General features: G+C 74.3%; 10 protein-coding genes. 3 read left to right on the forward strand and 7 right to left on the reverse strand.

What is annotated here, in order from left to right; genetic code table 11:
* Positions 1-123: 123 nt before the first annotated feature.
* Positions 124-828: a glycoside hydrolase family 75 protein gene (locus tag ABZ479_RS16785; RefSeq protein WP_500462308.1), complete on the forward strand. Its 705-nt coding sequence runs from the start codon at positions 124-126 to the stop codon at positions 826-828.
* A gap of 153 nt (positions 829-981) precedes the next feature.
* Positions 982-2,382, forward strand: a complete 1,401-nt coding sequence (gene lpdA, locus ABZ479_RS16790) for a dihydrolipoyl dehydrogenase (RefSeq protein WP_500462309.1) — start codon at positions 982-984, stop codon at positions 2,380-2,382.
* A 719-nt stretch (positions 2,383-3,101) separates the two neighbouring features.
* Here lpdA and ABZ479_RS16795 read toward each other — a convergent pair.
* Genes ABZ479_RS16795 through ABZ479_RS16825 form a run of 7 tightly spaced genes read right to left on the reverse strand, consistent with a single transcriptional unit; the run spans position 3,102 to position 10,943 of the window.
* Positions 3,102-3,734 (reverse strand): SRPBCC family protein, encoded by a 633-nt coding sequence (locus ABZ479_RS16795; RefSeq protein WP_500462310.1) that lies wholly within the window; start codon positions 3,732-3,734, stop codon positions 3,102-3,104.
* Between the two features lie 13 nt (positions 3,735-3,747).
* Entirely contained in the window at positions 3,748-4,860 is a 1,113-nt protein-coding gene (locus ABZ479_RS16800) for an XdhC family protein (RefSeq protein WP_500462311.1), read from the reverse strand.
* Positions 4,853-5,998 (reverse strand): vWA domain-containing protein, encoded by a 1,146-nt coding sequence (locus ABZ479_RS16805; RefSeq protein ID WP_500462312.1) that lies wholly within the window; start codon positions 5,996-5,998, stop codon positions 4,853-4,855. The genes ABZ479_RS16800 and ABZ479_RS16805 overlap by 8 nt, the downstream gene beginning before the upstream one ends.
* Positions 5,995-7,137, reverse strand: coding sequence for an AAA family ATPase (locus ABZ479_RS16810; protein WP_500462313.1), 1,143 nt, complete (start codon positions 7,135-7,137; stop codon positions 5,995-5,997). Before ABZ479_RS16810 ends, ABZ479_RS16805 begins: the two co-directional genes overlap by 4 nt.
* A gap of 16 nt (positions 7,138-7,153) precedes the next feature.
* Positions 7,154-8,011 carry an FAD binding domain-containing protein gene (locus tag ABZ479_RS16815; RefSeq protein WP_500462314.1) on the reverse strand — a complete coding sequence of 286 codons (858 nt, stop codon included), beginning with the start codon at positions 8,009-8,011 and terminating at the stop codon, positions 7,154-7,156.
* Entirely contained in the window at positions 8,008-10,404 is a 2,397-nt protein-coding gene (locus ABZ479_RS16820) for a xanthine dehydrogenase family protein molybdopterin-binding subunit (RefSeq protein ID WP_500462315.1), read from the reverse strand. Before ABZ479_RS16820 ends, ABZ479_RS16815 begins: the two co-directional genes overlap by 4 nt.
* Positions 10,401-10,943: a (2Fe-2S)-binding protein gene (locus tag ABZ479_RS16825; RefSeq protein ID WP_499604173.1), complete on the reverse strand. Its 543-nt coding sequence runs from the start codon at positions 10,941-10,943 to the stop codon at positions 10,401-10,403. The genes ABZ479_RS16820 and ABZ479_RS16825 overlap by 4 nt, the downstream gene beginning before the upstream one ends.
* Before the next feature lie 147 nt (positions 10,944-11,090).
* On the opposite strand from ABZ479_RS16825, the gene abmR reads away from it, so the two are divergent.
* A complete protein-coding gene (gene abmR / locus ABZ479_RS16830; RefSeq protein WP_500462316.1) occupies positions 11,091-11,636 on the forward strand; it encodes an ATP-binding transcription factor AbmR in 546 nt (181 codons plus the stop codon).
* Positions 11,637-11,828: the final 192 nt, after the last annotated feature.

Raw genomic sequence — 11,828 nt, forward strand, 5'->3', positions numbered from 1 at the left:
CGCGCCCCCGGTCTTTCGGTCATCTTCGGGTCCTTCGTCGGCGGGACCTAGGTCCTATTGGCATGCGCGCGACAAGGTGCCAGGCTACGGGACAGGAAAGTTTCCTAACGGAAGGACTCCATCGTGCGCAAGCGCCTCGCACTCGCCACCGCCGGTGCCGGAGCCACCCTGCTGGCCGCCCTCCTCACCCCCGCCGCCGGCGCCGCGGGGACGGCCGGGTCCGCGCCCCGCAGCCCCCAGGAGGGCTCCGTCACCGCCGCCCAGTTACTCGCCAAGGTGAACGGCTGCACCCAGATCTCCCACAGCAGGTACCGCACCGACGAGGAGACCTCCGCCACCGTCCCGGTCTGCGGCGCGAACGGCGCCGTCTTCTGGAAGGCCGACATGGACATCGACTGCGACGGCCAGGTCACCGCCCGCTGCAACTGGGACACCGACCCCTGGTTCCAGGACGACACGGCCTTCCACCAGTCGGACGGCCGCCCGCTCAACGCCGAGACGCTCCCCTACGTCGTCGTCCCCAGCCCCAGCGGCACCTGGGACTACCGCGGCGCCGGCATCAAGGGCGGCGGCGTCGTCGCCGTCGTGTACGGCGGCAAGGTCGAGTACGCCGTCGTCGGCGACACCGGCCCCACCGCGATCATCGGCGAGGCCTCCTACGCCACCGCGCAGGCCCTCGGCATCGACCCCGACCCGGAGACCGGCGGGGCCGAGTCCGGCGTGACGTACATCCTCTTCAAGAACTCCTCCGTCACGCCGATCGAGAGCCACACCCAGGCGGTCTCCCTCGGCGACACGCTCGCCCGCCGGTTCCTCGCGGACAACTGACCCGCCGTCGGCGCCGACGTACGCCGGGCGGCCGATGCGACGCGGCGGACGCCCCCTCCGTGTTGCGCGGCCGCCCCCGGCACGTGATCGTGGGCCGAGGGACACTCCGGCCCGCTCGAGCTTCCGCACCGTGGTCCACACAGGGGTCGCCGCATGAGCACACACGTTGACGTCGTCGTCCTGGGCGCGGGACCCGGCGGGTACGTCGCCGCCATCAGGGCCGCCCAGCTGGGGCTGCGCACGGCGATCGTCGAGGAGCGCTACTGGGGCGGGGTCTGCCTCAACGTCGGGTGCATCCCCTCCAAGGCCCTGCTGCGCAACGCGGAACTGGCGCACATCTTCACCAAGGAGGCCAAGACCTTCGGCATCCGGGTGAACGGCGAGCTCAGCTTCGACTACCGCGAGGCCTTCGCGCGCAGCCGCAAGGTCGCCGACGGCCGCGTCAGGGGCGTCCACTTCCTGATGAAGAAGAACGACATCACGAAGTTCGAGGGCCACGGCACCTTCACCGACGACCACACCCTGCACGTCGCGCTGGGCTCCGGCGGCAGCGAGACCGTCACCTTCGACCACTGCATCATCGCCACCGGCGCCACCACCCGGCTGCTCCCCGGCACCTCGCTCAGCGAGCGGGTCGTGACGTACGAGGAGCAGATCATGACGGACACCCTCCCGGGGAGCATCCTCATCGCGGGCGCCGGCGCGATCGGCGTGGAGTTCGCCTACGTCCTGCGCAACTACGGGGTGAAGGTGACCCTCGTGGAGTTCCTGGACCGGATCGTGCCGCTGGAGGACGAGGAGGTGTCGGCCGAACTCTCCCGCCAGTACCGCAAGCTCGGCATCGACGTGCTCACCTCGACCCGGGTGGAGGCGATCAACGACGCGGGCGACTCGGTGAAGGTCATGGTGACCACCGGCGGCCAGCGGCAGACGCTCGAGGCCGACAAGGTGCTGCAGGCCATCGGCTTCCAGCCGCGGATCTCCGGCTACGGCCTGGAACAGACCGGCGTCCGGCTCACCGAGCGCGGCGCCATCGACGTCGACGAGTTCTGCCGTACCAGCGTCCCGCACATCTACGCCATCGGCGACGTCACCGCGAAGCTGATGCTCGCGCACGCCGCCGAGGCCATGGGCGTGGTCGCCGCCGAGACCATCGCCGAGGCCGAGACGATGGCGCTCGAGTACGTGATGATCCCGCGCGTCACCTTCTGCCAGCCGCAGATCGCCAGCTTCGGGTGGACGGAGGCGCAGGTCCGCGAGCGCGGGCTCGACGTGCGCGTGGCCAAGTTTCCCTTCACCGCCAACGGCAAGGCGCACGGCCTCGGTGACGCGAGCGGTTTCGTGAAGCTCATCAGCGACGCGAAGTACGGCGAGATCCTGGGCGGCCACCTGATCGGCCCCGAGGTCACCGAGTTGTTGCCGGAACTGACGCTGGCCCAGAAGTGGGACCTCACCGCGGCCGAACTGGCCCGCAACGTCCACGGTCATCCGACGCTCAGCGAGGCCGTGCAGGAGGCGGTCCACGGGTTGGCCGGCCACATGATCAACTTCTGAGCCCGCGGGCGGCGTCCCGACGTGGATGCCGGTGCCGGTGCCGGGGCTGGTGTTTCGGCTGTCGCGCCGTCTCGCGCCCTGCGGGCGCAAAGCGGCGGGCTGCGGAGGGGAGGGTGGGGGGCGCTCCAACTCGGCAGTGCGCGGGTGGGTGGGTGGCGGGGGTTCAGGCGCCGGAGCGGGTTGCCTCTCCCTTGGCGTGGGTCTCGTTGCCGTCCGCGGGTATAGATGGCCGGTTGCCACGCCTACTGCCGGTGGTGGGCGGGCCCGCCGTAACCCGCGTCTGCGGGTATTTCGGGGTGCTGCCGGGGGTCGGCGGGAGCTCGGGCCCGCTTTCGACGGTATGGACGTCGGAACAGAGCCCGATCTTTGAGCCGGGCGAGATCGGGCTCGCTTTCAGCGGTATAGCCGTCGGAACAGAGCCCGATGTCGGGATCGGGGAAGTACCCGCAGACGCCGGTTACGGCGGGCGCGCCACCCACGGAGGGTGGGCGTGGTCACCGGCCATCTGCACCCGCGGACGGCAACGAGACCCGAGCCGGACGAACAACCGGCCCCGCTCCGGCGCCTGAACCCCAGCCACCCACCCACCCGCACAATGCCGACCGGCCCCGGACCCCCACCCTCCCACCCGCAGCCAGCGCTGTGCGCCCGCAGGGCGCGAGACGACGGGACAGCCGAACGACCACCCCACCCCCACCCCCACCCCAACCCACCCCCCCTCAGCGCCTGCGGCGCCGCAGGAGGACGACGACCGCCGCCGCCACAGCCGCAGCCGCCAGACCCGCCACCGCGGCGCGTTGGGCGACGGGGGCGCCGGCGATGCGGAGGAGGTCGAGGGGCTCGTCCTCGGGGCCGGCCGGCGCCGGGGGCGCGGTCTCCGCGGCGTCCTCGCCGACGGCGGCGGGCTGCGGGGCGGCGAGCCGGGAGGCGAGGCAGTCGGCGAACCGGCCGATGATCCGGTCGCCGACCTCGGCCATCACACCGCGGCCGAACTGCGCGGGCCGGCCCGTCACGGCGAGGTCGGTCGTGACCGAGACGACCGTCGCGCCGTCCTTCTCCGTCAGGGTGCCGGTCACCGTCGCCCGCGCCGTGCCCTGGCCGCGGACCTCCTTGCCGCGCGCGGCCAGCACGACGCGGTGCGCGGTCCCGTCCCGCTCCTCGAAGACCGCCGTGCCGCGGTACGTCACCGTCACCGGGCCGACCTTGACCCGTACCGTGCCCATGACGGTCTCGCCGTCGTACTCGTCCACCGTCGCACCCGGCATGCACGGTGCGACGCGCTCGATGTCCAGCAGCGCCGGCCAGGCCTCCGCCACCGGGACGGGGACCGTGAACTCGTGGTGCAGTTCCATGATCTACTCCTCGTCACGCCGGCCTGAGCACCGGAGGGTGGATCGCGCCGGCCGTACCCGACAGCGGGGTGCCGCTGCCGCCCCAGCGCAGCGCGATGATCTCGGCGGCGATCGACACCGCGACCTCCTCGGGGGTGCGCGCGCCCAGGTCCAGCCCGATCGGCGAGCGCAGCCGGGCCAGTTCGGCCGGTGCGAGCGTCGTGTCGCGCAGCCGTTTGAGCCGGTCGTCGTGCGTGCGCCGGCTGCCCATCACGCCGATGTACGCGGCCGGCCGCCGCAGCGCGACCTCCAGCAGCGGCACGTCGAACTTGGGGTCGTGGGTGAGGACGCACACCACCGTGCGGTCGTCGGTCTCCGTGCCGCCCAGGTAGCGGTGCGGCCAGTCGACGACGACCTCCACGCCCTCGGGGAAGCGCTTCGGGGTCGCGAACACCGGACGCGCGTCGCAGACGGTCACCCGGTAGCCCAGGAACAGCCCGATGCGTGCCACCGCCGCCGCGAAGTCGATGGCGCCGAACACCAGCATCCGCGGCGGCGGGGCGAAGGACTGCAGGAACACCGTCACGTCGTCCTCGCGCCGTTCGCCGTGGCGGCCGTAGTGGCGCTGCCCGGTGGCGCCCTGGGCCAGCTCGCCGCGGGCGTCGTCCGTGACCGCCGCGTCCAGGCCCTCCGAGCCGAGGGTGCCGGCGACCCGGTCCGGCCACACCGTGAGCGTCGCGCCGCGCGGGGCGGGACCGTCGAGCACCGTCGCGGTGACCACCGGCCGGTGCGCGGCGACCGAGGCCGCCACCTCGCCGAAGCCCGCGTCGGTGGCCGGGGACACCGGACGGACCAGCAGGGTGATCTCACCGCCGCAGGTCAGGCCCACCTCGAAGGCGTCAGCGTCGCTGTAGCCGAAGGTGTGCAGCCGGGCCTCGCCCGACTCGACGACCTCCTTGGCCAGTTCGAAGACCGCGCCCTCCACGCAGCCCCCGGAGACGCTGCCCACGACCTCGTCGCCGGGCCCCACCGCCATGGCCGCGCCCGGTCCGCGCGGCGCGCTGCGGCTCACCGCGACGACCGTGGCCAGCCCGAAGGGGGTTCCCGAGGCGTACCAGTCGTTCAGCGCCGGAAGGATCTCACGCACCGTCGGCTCCTCTCACCACGGCGGCCAGACGTTCCAGCGCGCCCAGACTGTGCCCCTCGACGAAGGCGTCGACGCTCGGCAGCGCCGCCGCCATGCCCGCCGCCAGCGGGGCGTACCCCGGCCCGGCCTTGCGCGGGTTGGCCCACACCACGCGATGCGCCAGCCGTGCCAGTCGCCGCATCTGCCCGGCCAGCAGGGCGGGGTCGCCGCGCTCCCAGCCGTCGGACAGCACCACGACCACCGCGCCGCGCGCCGTCCCCCGCGCGCCCCAGCGGTCCAGGAACGCCCGCAGCGTCTCCCCGAGCCGCGTCCCGCCGCTCCAGTCGGGCACCGCCGTCGCGACCGCGGCCAGCGCCGCGTCCGGGTCCCGGCGCGCCATCTCGCGGGTGACCCGGGTCAGCCGGGTGCCGAGGGTGAAGACCTCGGTGGGCGTACGGCCGCGCGAACCGTGCGCGGCGGCGTGCGCGAAGCGCAGCAGCGCGTCCGCGTACGGGGCCATCGACCCGCTGACGTCCAGCAGCAGCACCACCCGGCGCGGCGTGCGGGCCGGGGCCCGCCGCAGGAGCGCGGCTGGCTCGCCGCCCCGCCGCAGCAACTCCCGCACGGTGCGCCGTGGATCCACCGTCCCGCGGCGGGCCGGACGGCGCCGGGAGGTGCGGCGCGGTTCGCCGTCGAGCGCGAACACCGCCAGCAGCCGGTTCAGCTGGGCCCGTTCGGCGTCGGTCAGCGCGGCGACGTCACGGTGCCGCAGCACCTCCGTCGCGCTGGCGAGCGCGACCGCGGTGGGCCCCGCACCCCCCTCCGCACCGGTGGCGGGCTCCCCGGCGCCGGCCCACGGCACCGCGGGCGGGCGCGGGGGCCGGACCGCCGGACGCACCCGGCGGGGCGGTGGCCGCTCGCCGTCGAAGAAGGCCGCGAAGACCCGGTCGTAGCGCTCCAGGTCGTCCGGGCCGCCGCAGAGCGTCAGGCGTCCCGCCCAGTACACGTCGCGGCGCCGCGACGGGTCGAGCCGGCCGAGCGCGGCCAGGAACGAGGCGACCCGGTCGGGGCCGGCCGGCACCCCTGCGGCCCGCAGGGCGCGGGCGAAGCCCACCACCCCCGCCGTGCCGTCCGCCGTGACCGTGCGCACCGTGCTCACCGCGCCCCGCCCGCCCGTGCGGCGAGGATCGCCGACAGGTCCAGCGAGCGCGCCCGCTGGGCGTCCTCGCGGTACTTGAGCACCGAGCCGAGGGTGGTCATCGCCAGGTCCGCGTCGAGTTCCGTCGCCCCCAGCGCGGCGAGCGCCTCCGCCCAGTCGATGGTCTCCGCCACCCCGGGCGGCCGCACCAGGTCCTGCTCGCGCAGGCACTGCACCACGGCCGTCACCTGCGCCGCGAGGCGCTCCGCCACGTGCGGCTGCCTGCGCCGTACGATCGCCAGCTCCCGCTCGAAGCCGGGGTGTTCGAACCAGTGGTAGAGGCAGCGCCGCTTCAGGGCGTCGTGCACCTCGCGCGTCCGGTTGGACGTCAGCACCACCACGGGCGGCGACTGCGCCCGCAGGGTGCCCAGTTCGGGGACGGTGACGGAGTACTCCGACAGCAGTTCCAGCAGGAAGGCCTCGAACTCGTCGTCCGCTCGGTCGACCTCGTCGACCAGCAGCACCGAGGGGCTGGTCTCCAGGGCCCGCAGCAGCGGCCGTGCCAGCAGGAACCGCCGGCTGTAGAGCTCGCCCTCCAGCGTCTCCGGGTCGCTGACGCCCGTGGCCTCGGCCGCCCGCAGGTGCAGCAACTGCCGGGGGAAGTCCCAGTCGTACAGCGCCTGCGAGGCGTCGATGCCCTCGTAGCACTGCAGCCGGATCAGCGGCGCGCCGAGGGCTCCGGCGAGCGCGTGCGCCAGCGCTGTCTTGCCGACGCCCGCGTCGCCCTCGCAGAAGATCGGGCGGTGCAGCGTCAGCGCCAGGTAGCAGGCGACCGAGAGGCCGTCGTCGACCAGGTAGCCGGTCTCCTCCAGCCGGGCCCGGATCTCCTCGGGGCCGGAGATCGCCGGCGCCGCCCCGTCGGACCGGTCGGACCCGTCGGCCCGGTCGGCGGCGGGGGCGGCACGGTACGGCGCGGAAGCCGGTCCGGTGGCAGCGGCGGCCGGTCCGCCGGCAGGTCCGGCGTGGGGGGCGGGAGCCGGGGTGCCGGGGCCGTGCGGACCCACCGCCCCGGCGCGTGCCGTCGCCAGGGGGAGCGGCCCGCAGGCGGCGCCCGCCGGGGTGGTCGACCCCGGCGGAGTCCCGTGCGCCGGCCAGGTCATGCGCTGTGTCCGCTCCTCATGTCAGCTCCGCGGCGGCGAGGACCGCCCTGCGGGTGAGCACCCGCGCCAGGTGCTCCCGGTACTCGGCGGACGCCGACAGGTCGGACGCCGGCCGGGTGCCCTCCGCGGCGCTCCCGGCGGCCGAGGCCACCGCCTCCGGGGCGGCGTCGGCGCCCGCGAGCGCGGCCTCGCAGGCGGTGGCGCGCACGGGGGTGGGTCCCATGTTCGACAGCCCGACACGGCACTCGACGATGTGGCCGTCGTCGCGCCGCACCAGCGCCGCCACCCCCACCACGGCCCAGGCCTGGGCGCTGAGCTGGAACTTCTCGTAGTGGAAGCCCCAGGCGTCCGCCTTGGGCACCCGCACCTCCACCAGCAGTTCGTCGGGCCGCAGTGCCGTCTGCAGGTAGTCGGTGAAGAACTCCCGTGCGGGGAGGCTCCGTTGTCCGTCCGGACCCTGGACGACCAGTTCGGCGTCGAGGGCGAGGACAGCCGCGGGCACGTCCCCGGCCGGGTCGGCATGGGCGATCGAGCCGCCGATCGTGCCCCGGTGGCGTACCGCCGGATCGGCCACCGTGGCCGTGGCGGCGGCCAGCAGCCCGGCGTGCCGCCGCACCAGGGGGTCGTGCACGACGTCGTGGTGCGAGGTCAGGGCGCCGATCACGAGGTCGTCCCCGTCGACCCGCACCCCGCGCAGGCCGGGGATCCGGCCGACGTCCACGAGCAGTTCGGGGAAGGCGAGCCGCATCCGCAGGATCGGCAGCAGGCTCTGACCGCCCGCCAGCACCTTCGCGTCCTCCCCGGCGAGGGCGAGCTGCCGCACCGCCTCCTCCACGGTGCGCGGCCTGGCGTACTCGAACGACGCGGGGATCATGAGCCGTCCTCCTCCGGCCGTGCGGAGGGCCGCGCGTCCCGCAGGGCCCGCCAGATCCGTTCCGGCGTGCACGGCATCGGCACGTCCGTGACGCCCAGCGGCCGCAGGGCGTCGACCACGGCGTTGACCACCGCGGGGGTCGAGGCGATTGTCCCGGCCTCGCCGACGCCCTTGACGCCCAGCGGGTTGGTGGTCGCCGGCGTCTCGGTGCGGTCGGTGAGGAAGTCGGGCAGGTCGGCCGCGCAGGGCACCAGGTAGTCGGCCATGGTGCCGGAGACCAGGTTGCCCTCCTCGTCGTAGACCGCCTCCTCGAACAGGGCCTGGGCGATGCCCTGGGCGAGCCCGCCGTGCACCTGGCCCTCCACGATCATCGGGTTGACGACCTTGCCCACGTCGTCCACGCACACGTAACTGCGGATGCGCGCCCGCCCGGTCTCGGTGTCCACCTCCACCGCGCACAGGTGCGTGCCGTGCGGGTAGGAGAAGGCCTCGGGGTCCTCCACGTGCTCCGCGTTGATCGTCGGCTCCAGCCCGTCGGGCAGGTCGTGCGAGGTGAACGTCGCGAACGCCACCTCCTGGATGGTCCGGCGCGCGTCCGGCGAGCCCTTCACCGAGAAGACGCCGCCGGCGAAGTCCAGGTCGTCCTCGCTCGCCTCCAGCAGGTGCGCGGCGACCTTGCGGGCCTTGTCGACCACCTTGCGCGCGGCGCGGTGGACGGCCACGCCGCCGACGACCAGCGAGCGCGAGCCGTAGGTGTCCATGCCCTGCGGCACCGTGCGGGTGTCGCCGTGCAGCACCTCGACGTCCTCGAAGGGCACGCCCAGCACGTCCGCCGCGATCTGGCTCCAGCTCGTCACATGGCCCTGTCCGTGCGGGCTGGTGCCGGTCAGCACCTCCACCTTGCCCGTCGGCAGCATGCGGATCGACGCCGCCTCCCAGCCGCCCGCGCCGTAGCGCAGGTCGCGCAGGATCCGGCTGGGCGCGAGCCCGCACATCTCCGTGTACGTCGACACGCCGATGCCCAGCCGCACCGGGTCGCCGCGCTCCTGCCGCTCGCGCTGCTCGGACCGCAGGTCGGCGTAGCCGAAGAGGGCGAGCGCCTTGTCCGTCGCCGACTCGTAGTCCCCGCTGTCGTAGGTGAGGCCGCCGATGGTGGTGTAGGGGAACTCGTCGTGGCCGATCCAGTTGCGGCGGCGCACCTCCACCGGGTCCATGCCGAGCTCGGCGGCGAGCTCGTCCATCATGCGCTCGATCGCGAACGTCGCCTCGGGGCGGCCCGCGCCGCGGTACGCGTCGGTGGGGGTCTTGGTGGTGAAGACGCCCGTGCAGGTGAAGTCGTAGGCGTCCATCTTGTAGATGCCGGGGAACATGAACGCCCCGAGCAGCGGGACGCCCGGCGTCACGATCATCAGGTACGCGCCCATGTCGGCGAGCAGGTCCACCTTCAGGCCCAGCAGCCTGCCGTCGCGCGTCGCGGCGAGTTCGAGGTCCTGGATCTGGTCGCGTCCGTGGTGGGTGGCCAGGTACCCCTCCGAACGGGACTCCGTCCACTTGACCGGGCGGCCCAGCTTCCGGGCGACGGCCAGGCCGATCGCCTCCTCGCCGTAGACCTGGAGCTTGGAGCCGAAGCCGCCGCCGACGTCCGGCGCGACGACCCGCAGCCGCTGCTCCGGGATGCCGGTGACGACGGCCATCATCACCCGCACGATGTGCGGGACCTGCGTCGCGGAGTAGAGGGTGTACTGGTCCGAGGTGTCCGGCGGGACCGCCACGACGGCCCGCGGCTCCATGGCGTTGGGGATGAGCCGCTGCTGCACGAAGCGCCGGCGCAGCACCACGTCGGCCCGCTCGCGCACGGTCGCGTAGTCCTCGCCGGTGGCCAGCGGCCAGGTGTAGCAGCGGTTGGTGCCCTTGTCGGCGTGGACCAGCGGGGCGCCCTCGGCGAGCGCCGCCTCCATGTCGAGGACCGGGGGCAGCGGCTCGTAGTCGACGTCGATCGCCTCCAGCGCGTCGGCCGCCGCGTAGCGGTCGCGGGCGACGACGACCGCGACCGGGTCGCCGGTGTGGCGGACCTCGTCGACGGCGACCGGCGGGTGCTCGGGCAGCACGATGTCCTCGGTGACGGGCCAGGCGCAGGGCAGCGACCCCAGCCCCTCGGCCAGGTCGCGGCCGCTGTAGGCGGCGACGACCCCCGGCCGTTCGAGGGCCGGGGTGACGTCGATCCGCTCGATGCGGGCGTGCGCCATCGGGCTGCGCAGGATCGCGATGTGCAGCAGCCCCGGGACGCTGATGTTGTCGGTCCAGGTCGTCCGGCCGGTCACCAGCCGGGCGTCCTCCTTGCGGACCCGGGCCCGGCCGACCTCGGGGTCGCGTCCGGTCAGCTGGTCGGTCATACCGGCGCCCCGCTTCCGGCCGGGCTCGGCGCGGCGTGCTCGGCCACGGCGCCGGGCTCCGGCGCCTGGTGGCGGCGTTCCTCGGCGGCGGCCGCCAGCACGGCGCGCACGATGTTCATGTAACCCGTGCAGCGGCACAGGTTGCCCTCCAGACCCTCGCGGACCTCCTCGGGCGTGGGGTCGGGGTTCTCCCGCAGCAGGTCGCGGGCGGCCATGATCATGCCGGGCGTGCAGAAGCCGCACTGCAGCGCGTGCTGCTCGTGGAACGCCCGCTGCAGGGGGTGCCACTCGCCGTCGGCGGAGGCCAGCCCCTGGATCGTCGTCACCTCGCCGCCGTCGGCCTGTACGGCGAGCACGGAACAGCTCTTCACGCTCGCGCCGTCGAGGTCCACCGTGCAGGCGCCGCAGTTCGTGGTGTCGCACCCGATGGGGGTACCGGTCAGGCCGAGCCGGTCCCGCAGGTAATGGACGAGCAGGAGGCGGGGCTCCACCTCGTCCTCGTAGGCCGTGCCGTCCACCTTCACCGAGATGCGGGTCATGAGGCCTCCCAGAGGCGCCGCGTGGCGATTCCCCCGTTCTGCTCCGATACGCGCAACTGTAAGTCGCGCCCGGGGACAACGCGACGCCTCGGACGCGAGTTCCACGGGCCTCTTGTGCTCGGATATCCGAGGCGTAATCTTGATTACATGATTACGAGCGAACAGATGGAAGCCCTGCGTGGCTGGCTCGCCGGGCGGCTCCCCGACGGACTGTTCGAGGCGCTCGTGGAGGTCACGGTCGACCGCGAGGAGATCACCGTCGTCGGCCGCATCCCCGCACCGGAGGTCGCCGCCGGCGCGTCACCCGTCGAACGCGAGGCCGCGCTCGACGGACGCGTCGCCGAGTTCCGGGAGCGCACCCGCGAGGACCGTGTCGCCGTCGCCCGCGAGGCCGAACACCGCTTCGGGCGCAAGGTCTCCTGGGGCGTGGAGTGCGGCGGGCGCCGGGCCCTGTACACCACCGTCTCCGTCCCCGTCATGACCCGGCTCCGCCAGCCCGAGCGCCAGGTCCTCGACACCCTCGTCGCGGGCGGCGTCGCCCGCAGCCGCAGCGAGGCCCTCGCCTGGTGCGTGCGCCTCGTCCGCGCCAACACCGACACCTGGCTCGGCGACCTGCGCGACTCCCTGGAGCAGGTCCAGCGGGTCCGCGCCCAGGGCCCGGACCGCGCCGCGCCGCCCGCCGAGGACGACTGACCGCCCGGCCCCGGCGATGCGGCGTGCGACGCGGAGCCCGACGCGGGCCGCAGGCCCGCCGGGGGCCTGATTGCCGCGAAGGGCGGTGCCCCGGTGGGTGGTTCGGGCGCCGGGGAGGGCGGGCGGCCGCGTCGTCCCCCACGCGCGGGAGCGCCGCGGGAGAGCCCGTCACCCTGGAGGGGCACCTGCGCC

Source organism: Streptomyces sp. NPDC005722 (assembly GCF_040630935.1).
GTDB lineage: Bacteria > Actinomycetota > Actinomycetes > Streptomycetales > Streptomycetaceae > Actinacidiphila.

Coding starts and splice junctions, on each gene's coding strand:
- lpdA (WP_500462309.1), top strand. CDS start 982: ATGAGCACACACGTTGACGTCGTCGTCCTGGGCGCGGGACCCGGCGGG.
- ABZ479_RS16810 (WP_500462313.1), bottom strand. CDS start 7,137: ATGACCTGGCCGGCGCACGGGACTCCGCCGGGGTCGACCACCCCGGCG.
- ABZ479_RS16795 (WP_500462310.1), bottom strand. CDS start 3,734: ATGGAACTGCACCACGAGTTCACGGTCCCCGTCCCGGTGGCGGAGGCC.
- ABZ479_RS16820 (WP_500462315.1), bottom strand. CDS start 10,404: ATGACCGACCAGCTGACCGGACGCGACCCCGAGGTCGGCCGGGCCCGG.
- ABZ479_RS16825 (WP_499604173.1), bottom strand. CDS start 10,943: ATGACCCGCATCTCGGTGAAGGTGGACGGCACGGCCTACGAGGACGAG.
- abmR (WP_500462316.1), top strand. CDS start 11,091: ATGATTACGAGCGAACAGATGGAAGCCCTGCGTGGCTGGCTCGCCGGG.
- ABZ479_RS16815 (WP_500462314.1), bottom strand. CDS start 8,011: ATGATCCCCGCGTCGTTCGAGTACGCCAGGCCGCGCACCGTGGAGGAG.